General features: G+C 35.6%; 16 protein-coding genes and 5 tRNA genes. 1 reads left to right on the top strand and 20 read right to left on the bottom strand.

The window, feature by feature from the left end; genetic code table 11:
• Nucleotides 1–63: 63 nt before the first annotated feature.
• Nucleotides 64–393, bottom strand: coding sequence for a hypothetical protein (locus CD33_RS00775; RefSeq protein WP_215490538.1), 330 nt, complete (start codon nucleotides 391–393; stop codon nucleotides 64–66).
• 436 nt (nucleotides 394–829) lie between these two features.
• Between CD33_RS00775 and CD33_RS20380 the strand changes: the two genes are divergently transcribed.
• A complete protein-coding gene (locus tag CD33_RS20380) occupies nucleotides 830–1,735 on the top strand; it encodes a hypothetical protein (protein WP_176400150.1) in 906 nt (301 codons plus the stop codon).
• Nucleotides 1,736–1,916: 181 nt separating this feature from the next.
• Here the strand turns inward: CD33_RS20380 and CD33_RS00765 are convergent, their stop codons facing one another.
• The 19 genes from CD33_RS00765 to CD33_RS00675 form a co-directional block, all read right to left on the bottom strand.
• Nucleotides 1,917–2,465, bottom strand: coding sequence for a GNAT family N-acetyltransferase (locus tag CD33_RS00765; protein ID WP_036197200.1), 549 nt, complete (start codon nucleotides 2,463–2,465; stop codon nucleotides 1,917–1,919).
• 251 nt (nucleotides 2,466–2,716) lie between these two features.
• Nucleotides 2,717–2,941 carry a hypothetical protein gene (locus CD33_RS00760; RefSeq protein ID WP_036197198.1) on the bottom strand — a complete coding sequence of 75 codons (225 nt, stop codon included), beginning with the start codon at nucleotides 2,939–2,941 and terminating at the stop codon, nucleotides 2,717–2,719.
• Nucleotides 2,942–3,149: 208 nt separating this feature from the next.
• Nucleotides 3,150–3,710 carry a response regulator transcription factor gene (locus CD33_RS00755; RefSeq protein ID WP_309299171.1) on the bottom strand — a complete coding sequence of 187 codons (561 nt, stop codon included), beginning with the start codon at nucleotides 3,708–3,710 and terminating at the stop codon, nucleotides 3,150–3,152.
• Nucleotides 3,711–3,738: 28 nt separating this feature from the next.
• Nucleotides 3,739–5,328, bottom strand: coding sequence for an ATP-binding protein (locus tag CD33_RS00750; protein ID WP_036197196.1), 1,590 nt, complete (start codon nucleotides 5,326–5,328; stop codon nucleotides 3,739–3,741).
• Nucleotides 5,329–5,417: 89 nt separating this feature from the next.
• Nucleotides 5,418–7,382 (bottom strand): FtsX-like permease family protein, encoded by a 1,965-nt coding sequence (locus tag CD33_RS00745; RefSeq protein ID WP_036197195.1) that lies wholly within the window; start codon nucleotides 7,380–7,382, stop codon nucleotides 5,418–5,420.
• 12 nt (nucleotides 7,383–7,394) lie between these two features.
• Complete coding sequence (locus CD33_RS00740; protein WP_088291787.1) at nucleotides 7,395–8,147, bottom strand: ABC transporter ATP-binding protein; 753 nt, start codon at nucleotides 8,145–8,147, stop codon at nucleotides 7,395–7,397.
• Nucleotides 8,148–8,802: 655 nt separating this feature from the next.
• A complete protein-coding gene (gene glmS / locus CD33_RS00735; RefSeq protein WP_036197191.1) occupies nucleotides 8,803–10,608 on the bottom strand; it encodes a glutamine--fructose-6-phosphate transaminase (isomerizing) in 1,806 nt (601 codons plus the stop codon).
• 587 nt (nucleotides 10,609–11,195) lie between these two features.
• Nucleotides 11,196–11,720, bottom strand: a complete 525-nt coding sequence (locus CD33_RS00730; protein WP_036197188.1) for a type 1 glutamine amidotransferase domain-containing protein — start codon at nucleotides 11,718–11,720, stop codon at nucleotides 11,196–11,198.
• Nucleotides 11,721–11,850: 130 nt separating this feature from the next.
• Complete coding sequence (gene glmM / locus CD33_RS00725) at nucleotides 11,851–13,203, bottom strand: phosphoglucosamine mutase (protein ID WP_036197186.1); 1,353 nt, start codon at nucleotides 13,201–13,203, stop codon at nucleotides 11,851–11,853.
• 91 nt (nucleotides 13,204–13,294) lie between these two features.
• The gene (locus CD33_RS00720) at nucleotides 13,295–14,428 is read right to left on the bottom strand and encodes a CdaR family protein (RefSeq protein WP_052129861.1); all 1,134 of its coding nucleotides are present in this window, start codon (nucleotides 14,426–14,428) and stop codon (nucleotides 13,295–13,297) included.
• Nucleotides 14,421–15,257: a diadenylate cyclase CdaA gene (cdaA, locus tag CD33_RS00715; protein ID WP_036197184.1), complete on the bottom strand. Its 837-nt coding sequence runs from the start codon at nucleotides 15,255–15,257 to the stop codon at nucleotides 14,421–14,423. Before cdaA ends, CD33_RS00720 begins: the two co-directional genes overlap by 8 nt.
• Before the next feature lie 256 nt (nucleotides 15,258–15,513).
• Nucleotides 15,514–16,125, bottom strand: a complete 612-nt coding sequence (locus tag CD33_RS00710) for an anti-sigma factor family protein (RefSeq protein ID WP_036197181.1) — start codon at nucleotides 16,123–16,125, stop codon at nucleotides 15,514–15,516.
• Nucleotides 16,126–16,137: 12 nt separating this feature from the next.
• Nucleotides 16,138–16,701, bottom strand: a complete 564-nt coding sequence (gene sigW / locus CD33_RS00705; RefSeq protein ID WP_036197179.1) for an RNA polymerase sigma factor SigW — start codon at nucleotides 16,699–16,701, stop codon at nucleotides 16,138–16,140.
• Nucleotides 16,702–16,854: 153 nt separating this feature from the next.
• Entirely contained in the window at nucleotides 16,855–17,760 is a 906-nt protein-coding gene (gene rocF / locus CD33_RS00700; protein WP_036197178.1) for an arginase, read from the bottom strand.
• 249 nt (nucleotides 17,761–18,009) lie between these two features.
• Nucleotides 18,010–18,084: transfer RNA gene (locus CD33_RS00695), tRNA-Gln, on the bottom strand.
• A gap of 4 nt (nucleotides 18,085–18,088) precedes the next feature.
• Nucleotides 18,089–18,172 (bottom strand) — tRNA-Tyr (locus CD33_RS00690).
• A 13-nt stretch (nucleotides 18,173–18,185) separates the two neighbouring features.
• Nucleotides 18,186–18,261 (bottom strand) — tRNA-Val (locus CD33_RS00685).
• A 31-nt stretch (nucleotides 18,262–18,292) separates the two neighbouring features.
• Nucleotides 18,293–18,367 (bottom strand) — tRNA-Glu (locus CD33_RS00680).
• A 174-nt stretch (nucleotides 18,368–18,541) separates the two neighbouring features.
• Nucleotides 18,542–18,616 (bottom strand) — tRNA-Asn (locus CD33_RS00675).
• Nucleotides 18,617–19,219: the final 603 nt, after the last annotated feature.

Genomic DNA, 19,219 nt, shown 5'->3' with positions numbered 1-19,219 from the left:
TTAGTTTTTTTACTCTAACTTTTGGGGTGCAGTACCGAATTGCGCCCGATTGTTGAAGAAAGATTACTTTACTTTCTTTTCCAATTCAGCAAGTTTCTTGAATTTTTTATCATAACTTTGTCGTTGAATTAGATTGTTTAACCAAAAATTTGCCCTTTCGAAATCCTCACTTTTTATAAATGTTTCAATGGCTTTCTTAAAGTTGTCATGGTAATTAAAATTCTCATGCATCATTAGTTCAAGCCCTTGGTGATAGCAATCCGAAGCTAAATTAAATTCTTTTGTTTTTGAATATAATATCCCCAAATAAATAAAACCACTTGATTTCTCTTCTATGCTGAAATTTGGTTGTTTGGTAGAAAAATTTAATATTCGGATTGCCTTTTTTCTCATAAATAAATGCTCATAGGCATTTGCTCTATAAACATAATCCTCATACTTTCTTAATGGTTTGATTAGTGAAATTATACTTATTAAGATCAGTCCTTTATAAATTATTCTATGTTCTATATTGTTCACTTTGAAGATAATATTTATTTTCTTCTCAACTAAATAGCTCAAATGACAATTTAACTCAAGAAACGCGCCCGATTGTTGAATAAGAAATGCTTATTCCTTCAAAACCATCACTAAATTAAAAAGATGTAGAATTTTATTATTTCTGTAGTTACGGAATGGGAAGATTTCCTTTCACATATTAAAATTGGATATTTATGTTAAAATATAAAAGGTGATGAAAGTTCCTATTTATGCAACTAACCTGATTATTGAATTAGTAATAAAACTAGAGAAGCGGTGTATATAGAGTGAAAAAATTAGGGGGTTGGAAATGAAACATATATTAAGATTATTCACAGGAATATTTTTGTTACTGACATTAACAGCATGTTTAGCAGAAGATTATGACGTTGGCGTCCCAACCGCTTACATACAAGAGGTAGGCTTAACACAAGTGGAATTAACAAAAGCTAATATTAGTTGGAGTTCATCTAGTGGAGAAGAACAACAGAAAATTGATAATATACAGGAATTTGGTTTATCCCAAAATAAAATATTTGTTACACCAAACCAAAAGGCCACTTTAGGATTTGAAGAAAATGAAAAAAATGGTGGCGATATCTGGACTGACCCAGAAATTACAGCTACTTTATGGAAAAATGGAGAACAAATCAACATCGAATTGAATGAACTTTTAGAGTTTCAACTCCCTGCTAACGAAGGGAATTATGTTTTAGAAGTTAATTTTATGAATCCAAAAAACAATGCTCAATATTTAGGGAATATTGTTATTCAAAAGCCAAGCAAGGACATGACGGAATCCGATGGGCAACTTCCAGAGTATTCAAGTATGGAAATGCCTTCTATTAAGAAAATTAGTTCCGGGTCTGATAACATCGTATTTGATCACAGTTATGAGCAAGTATGTTGGAATAATTGTGATGACATTAAATCGCATAACTATTCCGAAATTCATTCTGGGAACGTAGAAATAGGCGATCAATTACTAATTAATTGGAGTAAAATGATACCACAGCCTTCTGAAATAAATTTAATTCACATAGATTCGAAGAATAATAAAGAAGTAATAAAAACAGAAAGCATAGATATCACTGATACTACTTTAGGAATTGCGATTGATGAAGAAAAAATTGGTTCTCAGTATGCTGTCGAGTTTTTATGGAAAGAAGGAAATGAACTCAAGGGAAGAACGATGTTAAATTTCAGACTAGAATGATTATTGATATGCCAAAAATTGTTGTTTTTGTAAATTTTCATAAATCTAAAATCATTTGATTAAAAAGGAGGTCATCCTTTGTCAAAAGGACTTAATCACCATATTGAAATATAAAAAGACGCATTCCTTTTCAGGAATGCGCCCTTTAATTGAATAACTAATATAATTTTTTAACTCAAAATCAATTGATTCTACAGTAGTCATCTTTTGTTAAACTGAATACAAAATGATCTACATATTTATTGTATAACCACTCCACACTTCTGAGACAACCTTCTTTCTGGAATCCGAGTTTTTCAGGGATAGCTAAACTTTTATGATTATTTGTGGCAACCCGTATTTCGATTCTATTTAACTTTAATTCATTAAAGCAGTAATCTATAACACCTTTACATGCAATTGTCATTAATCCTTTTCCTTGATATCCTTCTCCCAACCAATATCCAATAGAAGTTGATTTATTGGCCCAATTTATATTATGTAATCCTATAACTCCTGCTAATTCTCCTTTATACCAAATCCCTGCTTGAAACCCATTATTGTTACAGAAATGCTTCATAGTACCTTCAATAAATTGCTTCGAATCACTTATAGTTTTCGTGAAATCAACCCAAGGCAACCATTCGCGTAAATACATTCTCGATTGGTCAGTTAATGAAAAAAGGGATTCAGAATGTCTCACTTCTAATAAACGTAATTCGGTTTCATCATTAATCTTATATCTAAACATGTTTTTCCCCCTCCCAGAAGCATATTTATATATACATATAAGTACAACAAAAAACTGTTAAATCCTTCCTGTACTGAACAATCTGCACTTAATTCTACCCATTACAATTTCAATTATTATTCCTCGTATATACGTAATGAGTTATTCAACAATCTGGCCCTATTATTGAAAAAACTCTCTCCTGATTCAAGGAAAGAGCTCGTTTGTAGAGGATTATTATTCAACTAAGATTCCCGTTTGATTTTATGTAATTAGTGTCCCCATACCATGGAAGTGATTTGAAAACTGAAGAGAGTAACTACTGCTATACCAACAATAATTCCAATTCTAACAATCTCTTTGATAAAGCCCTTTTCCATACGGCTTAATATCACTAAAGAAATTGCCCCAACAAAAAATAATATTATTGCAGTAATTATAATAGGACCAGTAACAGTCCATATTTCACCGAAATTTATTAATTCTATCTCTGGCATCAACAAACTCCCCCCTTATTAATAATATAATTTAGATGGGTGATTTTTCAAATAGTAAATTATTATCCAAATGAATATTTAATGATGATAGGTAAACGAACAAAATCAAAGAAAGCAGTCTAAACTTTTCCCTTGGTTTCGTCATATTATTAACTATAGGAGTTAGGTCTTCAAAGGGAACTTCTTAACTAATACCAAGTTTCCTTTACTATTCGGCATAATCAGTCTGTATATAACCTAGTTTCAGTCCTTTAGTTACGGCTTCTAACGAAGATGATACATCCAATTTGTCAAAAATGTGTTGAATATGATTTGAAACTGTACGTTCGCTAGCAAAAACAATAGAAGCAATATCTTTGCGCTTATACCCATTGGCTAGTAATTGTAAAATTTGTTTTTCACTATCAGTCAATTCCTCTATATATTCCAGGGTCTTTGGAAAGTAGTAAATACCATTATTAATATCAATTAATATTTCCAATAATTCATCTGGCATAATATTTTTATTAATGAAGCCATTTACCCCAATCTTTTTTGCTTCATGTCGATAGACGGGGAGATCATAACCTGTCAACATTACTATCCTAGTTTTACATCCTCTATTCATAATGTTCTTAGCCAGCTCCAATCCATCTTCATTGCTTATATTGCTTAAATTGATATCGATTAAAGTAATGTCAGGCTTGACGTTTTCTATTACTGATATAACATTACCGATATCTGTTATTATAGAAAATTGATTTATTTGTACATAATCCTCAAAGGCTATCTTTAAACTCTTTGCAAATAGAACATGATCATCGATTAATAAAATATTGATAGGAATCCTCTCCTTTCATGAAAATTTGAACACACACATATAATCCATTAGGTTCGTTTTCCGAAATTGTCATTTTACCATTTAATAAGAATAATTGTTCATTGATAGAGTTAAGTCCTTTATGATTAGTAGAGTCGACTTTTCCATATACCTTTTCCTTTAAGCCTGTTCCATCATCGGATACTATTAGTTCTACTTGTTCATTCTCTTGTTTCAATGTCACCGTTATCTTCGAGCAATGAGAATGTTTGATTGCGTTTGTAACCAGTTCTTTTAAAATCCGATAGACAACAAGATGATAGGGGTCAACTAAAAATAAATCTTTCTTGCAATTGAAGACAATAACTATTTCTCCTTTGCCGTTTTTCTGTTGTAATGTTTTCAATAGATAACCATAATTTTCTTTTAAGGTGAGAGATTTTAATAAAGTTGGATGGAATTCTTGCATTTTATCTCGTATTGACAGATTTAGGTCATCTAACGTTTCAAAAATGATCGTTCGAACTTCTTCTTTGTCCGATTTATTAATCATGTTTTTGATGGATAAAATATCTTGTAAAATTTCATCATGTAAATAATTGGATACATCACTTTTTAATTCTTCCTCTTTCCTCACTTGCATCAAATTATGAGCATAAAAATTATCACGGGCTACTTTGTAATTATCTTTTTCCATAATAGCGCATTGCAGTTCTTTATAAATTAATGAAAATCGAAGTAATACAAACAAAAATATCATGTGAATGATGATAAAATGATTTATTATATTAAATCCAAATAACAATCCAAGCAAACAAATACTGATTAGTGCTAACAAGCAAAGCCCAAAGACATTTGTTTTCTTGAATGGAATATATGCTCCCAACCTACCAGTGTTTTTAAAAGCAATTGAATGAACACTAAATAAAGGGAAAATAATCATTACATACCATCCAAAATTACTTAAGTATTCTGGTTTGTCAGCAAATATCATGACGTATCCAACAAATGAGATGAAAATAATGAGGCCTGTTTTAAGAAAATGCCTTTTCTCACTACTTAAGACAAAAGCTATCCTTTTTCGATGTTTTAGAAATAGAAAGGTAATACAGCCAAAGCTTAAAACCCATTGAAGCAAAAATAGTATCGCAAACAACCTTTCATTTATAAATAAAGATATCAACGTCATCAAGCAAATAATCGTTAAAGTCCAGCCTATTCTCTGTTTATATGTATATGTAGTATCCTGAAAAAAGAAGATGAACAAAAATTGAATCGATTTATACAGGATTACAACGCTAAGTAATGTACTTAACGTATAAAACGTGCTACTTACATCTAAAGAAAATAAAAATTGCCACGCTACCAAAATTAATAAGTTAGTAAATCTTGATAGTGTGATATTCCCTTTAATATTTTTGTAACTAATGTACGCAGCATCAATAATAATTAAAGATATAATAATTAATGGTATTAAAGTTTCCGTTCCAGCAAAGCTGTCCGTTGTATACTGATAACATAAAAACATGATAACCAGTATTTGATTCAACAAAATATAAAGTTGCTTTTTCTCATAGGATTTTTTCATAATCTTATTACCTCTATTCAAAATCATTATACAATCTATTTTTAAGAAAAGCTGATAGACACCACTGTCCATCAGCTTTTTTGATAAATCTAATTTGTAAAAATGATTTTATGACATGCTCTTACTGTTACCATGTAATAAATAATATAAACAATTGTAAAAATAACTACAGCTACCAATACAGGAAGTATAAAGGCGCTATTTCTTCCTAGAAGATCATCCATTAGAGCCGACTTGTAGGCTATTATAGCAAAGGTACTGTGAGTTACTCCTAAAACATATGGTATGCAAAACAAAGCCAAAATTTGTTTGTTAATTATTTTCTTCATCATTTTATTGTTATAACCCATTCGATTTAATATCATAAAGTCGTCTTTATCCCCCATTATACTGGAGATATTATGGAAGTAGAGTATACTTCCCGTTGCAACAAAAAAGATGATGGTAACAAAGGCAATCAGTAAAAAGGTAGAACTGTTCGCTTGGGTAATGACTTCATTTCTTTGATAACTACTTGCAAAGTAAGGATCATCTCTAAAAAGTGGTTCTAGATTTTCATAAACTTCTTTGTTTTCTCTCATATTTTGCCCATCAATACTCATTATCGTTTTTTCAGGAAGACCAAATGTCTTTATTTTTTGATAAAGAGTATCTGAGATGATTAATGTTGCAATGCTATTCGCAAACCCAATTGGATTTATTAAGGTTGTCTCTTTGACCATTACTTCTACGTTATCACTAGCTGACAAATTTAAATTATAGACATTCCCTTTATCCGGATCACCTTCCTCTGGCCGATACTTTACTAAAATTGCCTCATCATCTTCCAGCTTTTCAATTTTTGCAGTTTTGTTTTGTAGCGCAATAAGTTCTCTATAATCTGATTCAGAAACCAAATCAAATCCCGATGCTCCCTTAACGCTATATTCAAAAGGTAAGTTGGCCGAAGAGGATGTTACTTGTATAATCGTTGTTTCACTATACTTCATATCTTCAACATTATTCGTCCCCTTCACTATCTCAAGTGCTTTACTCGCCATACCTTTATCTTCTACCGGAAATTCTATAGCTGATGGGATAATCCGTTCCGTGGCTGCTAACGGATAATAAACAGAAAGCACGGTTGAAGCGAAAAGAGAGAGTGTACCGGCAGCCAATAATGTTAATAAGATTAAAGTCTTTGCCTTTGACCGGATTTTATATTTGAAATTTGGCAGGACAATAATATTCATTTCCTTGTAAAGCCAGTTTTTTCTTTGCTCTAATTTATGGATTGAGAAAGGTAAAAACGAATGGATAAAGAATATGGTTCCTATTACTACTGTTAACATAGTCAGAAGTGCCATTGGTGAGAATCCAATCGTTTTCCATAATGATTCTACACCTCTAGTAATGTCAAACGCTAATATGTACCCAAGAACCATGAATAACAATCCTGCAATGGATAGACTCAACCTGATTTTAATTTTCTTTTCTTCACGCTTTTCCATACGAACCAAATTTAAGACAGAGCTATTTCGAAGGACAATCCAATTTGACAAAAACAATACAATCAAAGCAGCAAATACAAAAGATAAAGTAAAAAGAATCGCGCCATAGTTAAATAACGGAATTGTTGATGTTTCAATTTGCAATTTTAATACCCTAATAATGACCTCAATAATGCCTTTGTGAAGAATGGCCCCCAATATTACCCCGGTAAGCAACGATAGTAAACAAATTACAATATTTTCAATGGTTAACAACTTTAACATACTTGATTTTCTATATCCTAAAAGAGAATAGATTCCAAGTTCCTTCATTCGTCGTTTCAAAAAGAAAGAGTTTGAATAGGACATGTAAAATAATACGAAGGCCATAACAAAAACGGCAACTGTTTTTGACATGGTTTCCACCCTACCATCGGATGATATTTTCTCCATAATAACATCGTTCATGGCAAAAGAGATGAAGGAGAAAAATACCATTAATACAAAGGCAACCGAAATAAAGTAAAGAGAATAAAAAGAAAAGTTCGTTTTTAAATTCTTATATGCTATTTTTAATAAATCCAAGGATATCAACTCCTATTCGTTGGAAACTTCAATGCTTGTGACTTCTGTTAAAATATCTTCAAGGAATTCTTTTCTAGTACGATTATTTCTTCTTATTTCCTTAATAATATTTCCATCTCTAAATATAAGAATTCTACTTGAAAAACTAGCGGTATAGGCATCGTGCGTAACCATTAAGATAGTGGTTTGAAGTTCCTCATTCACCTCTCTTAACTTATGTAACAAGGCTGTTGCAGATTTTGAATCTAATGCACCCGTCGGTTCATCTGCAAATAGAAGTGAAGGTTTTTTTATAATAGCCCTTGCTGCAGCTACTCTTTGTTTTTGTCCACCAGAGAGTTGATTAGGGTACTTAGATAGTTGTTCTTTTATTCCGAAACGCTCTGCTAGACTATTTATAGACACTTCAATTTCTTGTGGAGATTTTTTCAACAAAGTAAGTGGAACTGAGATATTTTCCTTTACAGTTAAACTATCTAATAAATAATACTCTTGAAAAATAAAACCTAAATTACTTTTCCTAAAATCAGCAGCCTTTTTTTCATTTAGTTTATTGATTTTTACCCCATTGATTACTATATCTCCACTTGTAGGCCTATCAATAGTCGATAAAATGTTTAGTAATGTTGTTTTCCCCGAACCTGAAACTCCCATAATTCCAATAAATTCACCTGATTCAATATCAAGGGATACTTTATTAAGTCCTGCTACCTGATTTTTGTTATAAAACTTTATTACATCTCTTGCCGTTAATATTGCTTTCACTTTCATTGCCCCTTTCATATTATTTACACGATAAGTTTAAAACTTATACTTGAAGGGAGCATGAGTAAATAACGCAATATTTCACCTAAAGTCTTATTCCTTAGTAAAAATCGGATATATTTTTTAACTGACGCTTCCAAATTAATCGATATCATTTTAGGGGAGAATTTGCGTTAGTCTTAAATGTTATTTTCACATTAAACTGTAAAAACCCAGCTATCTTCATATGTTGAGAAGATAAACTGGGTTTCTTATTTACATGCAAGCATTAATAAACTAATTCAAATCAGCCAGTATTAAAATTGTTTTTATTCCACAATCTGGCCCGATTGTTGAGTAAGATGATTCACATTTTTTTAACAACTTTATTAACCTACTTTATAATGTGAATCTTGAGATAAAAACAGAAAATTTTAATACGGCGAGGGTTTATGGGGTATCAATGTGAATCCACCTTTCACAACAAATATAATTTTATACTATGCCAGTATTAGTTATAACTTACACAGTCTTTTTTCTTTTCATAAATACTAAAAAACCTCTTACCTATAAAAATTGGCAAGAGGTTTTATCAAACTTTTTAACTTGTTATTAATCTTTTTTACGGATTATCAAACTTTTTTCCAAGTCTACATCTAGACTTAGCATTCTGCTATTACTCAACCGTAACAGATTTTGCTAGGTTACGAGGCTTATCGACGTCGCAGCGACGGTGTAATGCCGCGTAATAGCTGATTAGTTGCAACGGTACTACAGATACAAGTGGCGTTAGTAGTTGGTGAACTTTCGGAATGACGAAGCGGTCGCCTTCCTCTTCCAAGCCCTCCATTGATATAATGCATGCATTTGCCCCGCGTGCCACTACTTCCTTCACGTTCCCGCGAATATTTAACGATACTTGTTCTTGTGTTGCCAAAGCGAAAACAGGAGTGCCCTCTTCGATCAGAGCGATTGTACCGTGTTTCAGCTCCCCACCAGCAAAACCTTCTGCCTGGATATAAGAGATTTCTTTAAGTTTTAGCGCACCTTCCGAGCTTACATAGAAGTCAAGGTTGCGTCCGATGAAGAATGCGTTGCGGGCAATTTTCAAATAATCTTCCGCAATTTGCTCCAGCTCTTCTTTAGAATCGACCATTGTTTGAATGCCATTCGCAGCAATCGCCAATTCTGTTTTTAAGTCAAAATCGATTTCTTTCCCTTTTGCTTTTCCTGCCACATAGGCAGCGATCGAAAGCACGGCCACCTGCGCAACATAAGCTTTTGTCGATGCTACGGCAATCTCTGGACCCGCATGCAACAACAATGTATAGTCCGCTTCACGAGATAAAGTCGAACCAGGGACATTTGTAATTGTTAACGCCGGGAAACCTAACTCCTCTTTCACTCTTACAAGAACTTGGCGGCTATCCGCTGTCTCACCTGATTGTGAAATGAAGATAAATAAAGGCTTTTCAGATAATAATGGCATATTATAGCCAAATTCACTTGAAATGTGTACTTCAACAGGAATTCCTGCAATTTTTTCGAAATATTGTTTTCCGATTAAGCCTGCATGGTAACTTGTTCCTGCTGCAATAATATATAAACGATCCGCCTCTTTAATGGCTTCTAAAATATTGTCATCAATTGTTAACTCATCTTCAGCATTGCTGTATGCTTGAATGATTTTTCGTACAACAGCTGGTTGCTCATCCATTTCTTTCAACATGTAGTGAGGGTATGTTCCCTTTTCAATGTCACTAGCATCCAATTCTGCTTTATATGGTTTACGCTCAACCGGCTTACCATCCAATGTTGAAATTTCCACTTTATCTCGATGAACCAATACAACTTCTTTATCACGAAGTTCTACAAATTGATCTGTAACTTGCAGCATTGCCATTGCGTCTGAAGCTACAACATTGAATCCATCTCCGACACCCACTAATAATGGAGATTTGTTTTTCGCTACATAAATTGTATCTTCATCTTCTTGGTCGAGTAGTGCCAGAGCGTATGAACCATGTAATAATGATAACGTTTTACGAAAAGCTTCTACGGTAGATAATCCTTCTTTTGCGAATAAGTCAACAAGTTGAACAATGACTTCTGTATCTGTATCTGATTGCATTTGGATTCCTTTAAGGTATGCTTTTTGCAATAGATGATAGTTCTCGATTACACCATTATGAACCAAAGTATAACGGCCAGTCGTACTTTGATGAGGGTGTGCATTTAATTGGTTCGGTACACCATGTGTTGCCCAGCGAGTATGGCCAATTCCAATCGTTGCATCCACTTCGTCATCTACCGCTGTACGTAAATCAGCAATACGGCCTTTTTCTTTAAAAACTGTTATTCCCTCGTCATTGCGAACAGCGATACCTGCTGAGTCGTAACCGCGATATTCCAATTTTTCTAATCCCTTAAGCAATATTTCCTTTGCATCAAGTTCACCATTATATCCAACGATTCCACACATATTCCTAAATCCTCCATTTAAGGCAATACAAAAAGACCCTGCTGGGATGAGCTTCCATACATGTGCGGGAATTCTGTCTAATTCCCTTGCACATAAAAAGTTCTTCTTTTTTAGCATTGCTTTTATATTATTATTTGCCTTTTCGTTTTTCTGTCCACAAGATCACTTTTGTGTTTTAAAACGAAACTATCGACCGGGCATGCGATCGGGAGGTATCCGCCGAAAATTCGATAATCCTCCACCTCGTCAACTAAGGATTGTTTTACCGTCCGATTTCCTTAGCTCAGGCGCTATTATTGTTTTCCTTTTCGTCTTATATAGCGCTGAAATTCGCCTCCTCTTTATGCGCTCGCTTGAAATTTGAAGAAAGATGGAATAATCTTCATAATAATTTTTCCAAGCACCTTCATCATACAGAATATGCTTCAAATCGTCAATCATCCACGCATATTTACTAGTTTCTTATATTTTATTAGAAAAAATTTTGACCATTAATCCTTGTTCCCCTCAATTATGTAGACATCGCTATCTTTAAAAAATACTCCACTAGAGGAGTAAGCTCTAGTGGATAGACATAAATCTTTTAACTATAGCTCTTTTTCTTTTAGCAGGTTTACAATTTCGCGATTGAATGCCGGTAAATCTTTTGGCGTACGACTTGATACTAGCTGTTTTTGACACACGAAGACTTCTTCATCATGAAAATTTGCCCCAGCATTTTCTAAATCCACTCGAATGGATTTATAGCCTGTGATGTCGCGTCCTTCCAAAGATCTAGCTGTAATTAACAGTTGTGGACCGTGACAAATCGCAAATACCGGTTTCATGTCACTCATGAATTTTTTTGCAAATGCCACCACACGGTCATCATCTCGCAACAAATCTGGCGAGAATCCACCTGGTATAAACAGTGCATCAAAATCATCCGGGTTTACATCGTCAATACCGTAATCGATTTCTACCCGTACCTCTCCTTGCTTGCCTCTAACCGCTTTATTTCCCTCTTTATCAATCGTTACAATTGTATGTCCTGCTTCCTGAAGTGCTTCCTTTGGACTCGTAAATTCAATATCCTCAAATAAATCAGTAATTAATGTGGCTACTTTTGCCATTTGATCTTCACTCCTTTCAAACTTACTATTTCCCTTTTAATCGACAAATAAACAAAGAAAGAAGGTTGTTTGAATGAAAAAACCAGTAAATAAACTGCTTGGACAGTCTATTTACTGGCATTACTTTAAACTATTCAGTTAGCCCCAATTCTTGGCGTACCACTTCCGAAATCCGGTTTACGTAGCTTTCACATTCTTCTTCCGTTGAAGCTTCAACCATTACACGAACAAGTGGTTCTGTCCCTGATGGTCGAACCAATACCCGACCATTTCCTGCCATAGCTGCTTCCACTTCTGCGATAGTTTTCGCTACTTTGTCATTTTGTGTTACAGCATGCTTATCAACAACACGAACATTCACTAGCTTTTGCGGGAAGATTTTCATTTCAGCGGCAAGCTCCGATAAGCGTTTATCCGTGGCTTTCATAATATTGACCAACTGGATAGCCGTTAATAAACCGTCACCAGTTGTATTGTAATCCAAGAACACGATATGCCCTGATTGCTCTCCACCAAGGTTATAATCGTTTGCACGCATTTCTTCTACAACATACCGATCTCCAACTGCTGTTTTCACACTAGTCATCGCGTTATCTTCAAGTGCTTTATAGAAGCCTAAATTGCTCATCACTGTCGACACAATTGTATTTTTCTTTAAGCGACCCTTACTGTTTAGGTATTTTCCAATGATGAACATAATTTGGTCACCATCGACAATTTGCCCTTTTTCATCGACAGCAATTAGTCGATCTCCATCTCCATCAAAGGCTAGCCCTACATCAGCCCCCCGCTCCAATACAAGCTCAGCAAGTTTTTCGGGATGTGTTGACCCTACGCCATCATTTATATTCAAACCATTCGGCGATGAACCCATTGATGAAATATCGGCTTCTAAATCAGCAAATAGGTGCGTTGCCAACTGCGATGTTGCGCCATGCGCACAATCCAATGCAACATGGATATCCAGGAAATCTTCCTCTACCGTTTGTTTTAAGTAGGAAAGATATTTTTGACCACCTTCGAAGTAGTCGCTTACCGCACCTAGGTCGCCTCCAACCGGGCGTGGAAGTGTATCGTCTTCCATATCAATAAGATTTTCTATCTCTGCTTCTTGTGCATCTGTTAATTTGAATCCATCCGGACCAAAGAATTTTATCCCATTATCAGCCACCGGATTATGAGAAGCGGAAATCATAACCCCTGCATCTGCATTCATCACACGTGTAAGATACGCAACACCAGGAGTGCTGATTACACCCAATCGCATAACTTCTATTCCAATCGAAAGTAGACCGGCAACCAATGCTCCCTCTAGCATATGTCCAGAAATCCTTGTATCTCGTCCAATAATTACCTTCGGGCGTTCTGTCGCGTTCTTGGTTAATACATAACCACCGATACGTCCCAGCTTAAATGCAAGCTCAGGTGTTAATTCTGAATTGGCGACACCACGTACGCCATCAGTTCCGAAATATTTTCCCATTACTTTTCTCTCCTTCAATGCTAGACATTCCATGCTTCCTTTACAAAATCTTATACTATTATGATTGTGATTATAATTTTTAAGAATTTTGTTATTCCGTATTGTTTTCTTCGTCAGCAGGTGTTTCTTCTTCTACTGGAGTCGTTTCTCCAACAGATGTCTCTTCTTCCGGCTCTGTTTGTACCGGAACAGGATCGGGCTTTGGTTTTGGATTCTGCTCCGGCTCCTGCTCGGGTTTTTCTACTTTACCCGGATCCTGAACCACTTCTTCTTCTGTTTCAGTTTCTGCCTTTGTAACATCGGCTTGTATTTCGATTGAATATCTTGATAGCTTGGTCACTCCATTAGGCAAAGGTATTTCAACTTCGTATGCACCAGATTCTTGAATTTCTGATATGTCAAATTCTACTTCTAACTTCGCTATAGGGTCAATAATTGATTTTGGACCAAAGACTTCTATGACCTTAGTTTGGGAAGATACTCTATTGATTGTAACCCCATCCATTGGTTCGCCTGTTTGCCTTATGGTCAGAGGGACTTTACGACTATATTGTTTTACTTCGACATTAACGTTTACTGTTTCAGGTTCAATAGTCACATCCAGTTTATTTAAGCTGCTGTCCAACACCTTTACATTAGCTTCTTCGCTAAAAGATGCTGTAATACCCTCTTCACTGTTTATTGTTGCCTTTACATAGCTAATGCTTTCAATGACGCTTTTTGCGCCGGTAACAAATACAGTACTTGGTTCCGATGACATTCCAACCAGCTCATATCCTTCCGCTATTAAACTGTTATTAATTTCAGGTTCTACTTTAACTTCCTCTGTTACTTTTTCCTCAACAACAATATCAAGCACTTTCGGGTCAATAGTAACATCCAGTTTAGGCGAAAAGTTTTCGTGCTGAATTGTAACTCTATGTTCACCAATTAACAAAGAACTTAAGTCGACAAACACTTTAAAGTCTTTTGTTAATTTTGTTTGTATGACGATGGGCATCGGCCCTTCAACCGTTACGTCAACCGTTTCAGGCAGCCCCGAAACAATTAAATTTTCAGTATCATAGTAAACCTCTAGAGGAACATCTGTAATAATATCCATCTGTGTATTCGAGCCCGATGTTTGCCCATCATCCAGCTGGGCTTTCGCGTAAAAAAACAGCAAGAGGGCTAAAACGAGGGCAGTTACACGTAGGGCCCAGTAACTATCAAACAGTTTATCCATTCTTTTTCCCCCTCCAAGTCCACTTAGAGGCAAAATCCGAATCTTGTTCAGGTCCAAACCACAGTTTTCTTAATTGTGTTTCGAATTCCTCTATTGATAGATTTCGATATAAATTACCATTTCGGGTTAAGCTTATAGCTCCTGTTTCCTCGGAAACCACGATTGTGACGGCATCCGTAACTTCGCTTAGTCCCACAGCTGCCCGGTGACGCGTTCCTAGTTCCTTTGATATAAAGGTACTTTCAGATAACGGTAAATAACAAGCAGCAGAGATGACCTTATCCTTTTGGACAATTACCGCTCCGTCATGGAGTGGGGTATTTGGTATGAAAATATTAATGAGTAATTCTGATGTGATTTCGGCATTTAACTTTATGCCCGTTTCAATGTATTCGTTTAAGCCGGTTTCATTTTCAATTGAGATGAGGGCACCGATACGTCGTTTCGCCATATAGCTGACCGACTTTTTCATAGCTTCGATTAGGCGCGTTTGTTCATCTTCCATCTGCCCGCTTGAACGTTGGAAGATTTTGCCCCTCCCTAGTTGTTCCAATGCCCTTCGAATTTCAGGAGTGAAGATGATGATGATGGCTAAAAATCCGTAGTCAATTACTTCTTGCAGGAACCAACCGAGGGTATCCAAACCAAAGACCACTGTTGCAAACCTGGCAAAGATTATGACAAATATCCCTTTTAATAACTGAACAGCTTTTGTTCCTTTAATGAGGGTTAATAATTTATAAATTACGTACCAAACCAATAGTACGTCTAATATGCTAAACACAATATTCACAGGCGTAAGGTCTGTAAATTGCTCAATAATTTGCACGTGGCATCCCCCACTTTTTCCTTGCTATTTCATTTATATCAATAAGAACTCTATGTTATTACGTAAAATATAAAAACAAATTCTTTCTTTCATTATTGTTGCCTAATCTTTGACGTAAATGTATAAAGCTATTGCCCGAACATTTACTCATTTGTTAGAAGTAGTATACCACAACTTGTACATTTAAAGCTTTTCCCAAGTAAAAAGCCCACTCTTCCGAGTAGACTTTTAAATTTTCATATCAGTTACGAATTTTTTATTCCTCAAATAAATCCATAAAGTTATTTACCATTGCTTTTGTCTCATACCATATCCATTCAAACACCTGGTCAATTTCTTCAATTTCACCCGTTACAACAGCAGTGGATGCCATATACTCACCGTTTATGACGATTACATTCCCATCAACTTCCCCTTCAATAACAAGGTCGCCATTTTTGACAATGATATCCCCTTTAACTACTTCACCTTCCGGAACGATGACAGTTTGGCCATCTACTATTAGATTCGGTTGCTTTGTAACCGAGAATTCTTCGTTTGAATAATTACTAAGCATCGTTGCACTCATAAATAAGAAGAACACAGCAGCAGCAACAATTATTGGGTGTCGTCTAAACCATTTCTGTATCCCTACCCGATTTTTACCCTTAGGCAGACGTTTCATTACTTTATCCTCAAAATGTGGAGGTGCTGTAATATGTGCTGCACTTTTAACAAAAGCAATCGTGTCACTCAACTCGTGCATATGTTGTCTACAGTCAGTGCATTCTTGCAAATGTTTCTTCAGCTGTTGTTCATGTTCACGACTAATATCGCCATCTAAATATTCGTGCATATAGTCAACAATGTATTGTGGACACGTACTCATGCGGTTACCCTCCTACAGATTGTTTAGTTGTTTCCTTAAAGCTTCACGCCCTCGATGTATTCGTGTTTTTACCGTCCCTAAAGGCATATCAAGAATATCGCTTATTTCTTGTAACGATAGTTCTTCTATATATTTTAAAACGATAACAGAACGATATTTATCTGGCAATCTGCTGATTTCATATTGGATTCGATCCTGTAGCTCCATTTGCTGCACAGTTTCTTCAGGCAATTGTTCACTTGAGGCAATTTGAGAGTACATATTTAATCCGTCTGTACCTGCCACTTCTGCATCTAAATAATAATCTGGTTTTTTCTTACGAATTCGATCAATACAGAGATTCGTTGCAATACGGTAAAGCCATGTGGAAAATTTCCTTTTCTGATCAAATGTATGAAGGTTTATGTATGCACGTACAAATGCTTCTTGCGAGATATCTTCCGCCTCTTGCTTGTTGCCGAGCATACGATAGCATATTTGGTATAACTTGTGCTGGTAGAGGCTCACAATATCTGAAAATGCGTTTTGATCACCTTTTAGCACTTGCTTTATTCTTTTGTTCACTAACGCATCCATTTATGTTTTCCTCTCCACCTTTACGGCTTATTATTATTTACGCGAAACTTTTTAAAAAGTTTCGCGTATGTTGAGAGATTTTATAATTTTTTTAATCCCTAAGAGTATAAATTAGTATATTTATCCAGAAATTTCAAGTGCCGAAAACACTAATTATACAAGCTTTTCTCCAAATAGCGATCCCATTAAAGCAACAGCAACATCTGCCGTCTTATTACGTTCATCAAGGATTGGATTTACCTCAACAAATTCAGCGGAAGTAATCATTCCTTCTTCTTCAAGCATTTCCATCGCCAAGTGACTTTCTCGGTACGTGATTCCCCCTGGAACCGGTGTTCCGACACCAGGTGTGTATAATGGGTCTAGTCCATCTAAGTCTAATGATAAATGGACCCCATCTACGTTTCGCTCCTTGAAATAAGCAATTGACTCCTCCATGATTCTTGTCATGCCCATACGATCTATTTCATGCATTGTATAGACTTTAATACCTTTTTCTCTTATTAAATCGCGTTCTCCCGGATCTACTGAACGGGCACCAATTATAATAATATTCTCAGGTTTAATTTTTGGCTCAGTACCCCCTATTGAAACTAATCGCTCATCACCTAAGCCTATGCTAACTGCAAGCGGCATACCGTGTATGTTTCCTGAAGGTGATGTTGCTGGAGTATTTAAATCTGCATGGGCATCATACCAAATAACCCCCAAGTTGTCATAGTGCTCCGCTAACCCCGCCAGTGTACCTATCGCAATACTGTGGTCCCCTCCCAAAACTAGCGGGAAGCTTCCTTGTGCGATTACCTCAGATACTTTATTTGAAAGTTGGGTACACACTTCCACGACTTCCTTTAAATTTTTTAAATTCGTGTCTAATTGAGTATTACTCATCGCTCTTTTTACGATGATATCGCCTTCATCTTTAATCGTGTATCCTAAAGCTTCTAATCTTTCTGATACATCTGCATATCTAATTGCACTTGGCCCCATATCCACCCCACGTCGTAGTTGACCATAATCTGATGGCGCTCCAATAATAGATATTTTCTTGTTTTTCATATACTGATCCCCCTGTCGATATCTTCTATTTTATATGGAAAAACGTGAATGGCTCAACCTAACATAATTTTGGATATTTATTCATTATCATATAAGAATTGGAAAAGGGGATCGATAATCGGGGTTCAACCATAAATAATTATGGGTAGTACTCACTTAGCAATGTGATGTAATATTATAAAAAAAAATCCTCTACTCATTTGAGTAAAGGATTGGATTTGTGTTATGTACAAAATCATCATGAGAAAATGGCTGGGGTACCAGGATTCGAACCTGGGCATGACGGAATCAAAATCCGTTGCCTTACCGCTTGGCTATACCCCAGTGATGGTGGAGGGGGACGGATTCGAACCGCCGAACCCGAAGGAGCGGATTTACAGTCCGCCGCGTTTAGCCACTTCGCTACCCCTCCAGATAAACACTTATGGTGGAGGATGACGGGCTCGAACCGCCGACCCCCTGCTTGTAAGGCAGGTGCTCTCCCAGCTGAGCTAATCCTCCATGTATGGGTAAGTGTTATCACTTGTTATATTGGTGACCCGTACGAGATTCGAACTCGTGTTACCGCCGTGAAAGGGCGGTGTCTTAACCACTTGACCAACGGGCCTACTATGTATTCTGTTCTTCTGAACAAGACAAGATTTATAATAACATCATTTAATTGCAAAAGCAACCATTATTTATATATTTTTTATTTATTAATAAATGTATCACTTTTCAACATCAAAAGTCGTTAAAGTATTTACGCTGTTTAACATTTAAGAATTTCTGGCAAAAAAAATGGCTCCGAAGGTAGGACTCGAACCTACGACCAACCGGTTAACAGCCGGTTGCTCTACCACTGAGCTACTTCGGAACAACAATATTTTATTTATTACCCTTTTATTATTATAATAATTCTGAAAAAATATTCAAGTATTTAAAAAGTTTTATAAATAAGAAAATTATTTTATGAGATATTACTTATTTGGAAAACAACTATCCTGCATAAATGTACAGCACTTCAACCATGTTATTGCAGTGTTGATTACTCACTTAATAACACGATGTATAATTGAATTAAGGAGAGGCATTGTATTTGAATTCCTTCATCATTAGGTTGTTCAATAATACATATTACAATATAGTTGGTATTTAATTATACCTTCATTATGGACTCAGTTATAGTGCTCTTCCGTCGCCTTGAAAAACTGCTCTCTTGTTTGATGAATCAATTCAGGAACCTTTTATCCCCTAAAACGACTTAAGAGAACAAACTAATTCATAAAATCTGATGACTAATTTAACAGGCATGTCGATCGGGTAATTCGGCATGTAAACACTTTGTCCTATCTTAATGGTTGCTACCACTTTTGATACAAAAAAGTCTAAGGAAAAATAAAAAAGCCACTACTGACTGAATCAGTAACGACTTCTTGAGCCTAGCGACGTCCTACTCTCACAGGGGGAAGCCCCCAAC

The organism is Ureibacillus sinduriensis BLB-1 = JCM 15800 (genome assembly GCF_000772955.1).
In the GTDB taxonomy this organism is placed as follows: domain Bacteria; phylum Bacillota; class Bacilli; order Bacillales_A; family Planococcaceae; genus Ureibacillus; species Ureibacillus sinduriensis.
Note: the sequence above shows the minus strand (reverse complement) of the source record. Positions and strands in the feature narration are given on the sequence as shown.

Coding starts and splice junctions, on each gene's coding strand:
- CD33_RS00775 (WP_215490538.1), bottom strand. CDS start 393: ATGAGAAAAAAGGCAATCCGAATATTAAATTTTTCTACCAAACAACCA.
- CD33_RS20380 (WP_176400150.1), top strand. CDS start 830: ATGAAACATATATTAAGATTATTCACAGGAATATTTTTGTTACTGACA.
- CD33_RS00765 (WP_036197200.1), bottom strand. CDS start 2,465: ATGTTTAGATATAAGATTAATGATGAAACCGAATTACGTTTATTAGAA.
- CD33_RS00760 (WP_036197198.1), bottom strand. CDS start 2,941: ATGCCAGAGATAGAATTAATAAATTTCGGTGAAATATGGACTGTTACT.
- CD33_RS00750 (WP_036197196.1), bottom strand. CDS start 5,328: ATGAAAAAATCCTATGAGAAAAAGCAACTTTATATTTTGTTGAATCAA.
- glmS (WP_036197191.1), bottom strand. CDS start 10,608: ATGTGTGGAATCGTTGGATATAATGGTGAACTTGATGCAAAGGAAATA.
- CD33_RS00730 (WP_036197188.1), bottom strand. CDS start 11,720: ATGGCAAAAGTAGCCACATTAATTACTGATTTATTTGAGGATATTGAA.
- glmM (WP_036197186.1), bottom strand. CDS start 13,203: ATGGGAAAATATTTCGGAACTGATGGCGTACGTGGTGTCGCCAATTCA.
- CD33_RS00720 (WP_052129861.1), bottom strand. CDS start 14,428: ATGGATAAACTGTTTGATAGTTACTGGGCCCTACGTGTAACTGCCCTC.
- CD33_RS00710 (WP_036197181.1), bottom strand. CDS start 16,125: ATGAGTACGTGTCCACAATACATTGTTGACTATATGCACGAATATTTA.
- sigW (WP_036197179.1), bottom strand. CDS start 16,701: ATGGATGCGTTAGTGAACAAAAGAATAAAGCAAGTGCTAAAAGGTGAT.
- rocF (WP_036197178.1), bottom strand. CDS start 17,760: ATGAAAAACAAGAAAATATCTATTATTGGAGCGCCATCAGATTATGGT.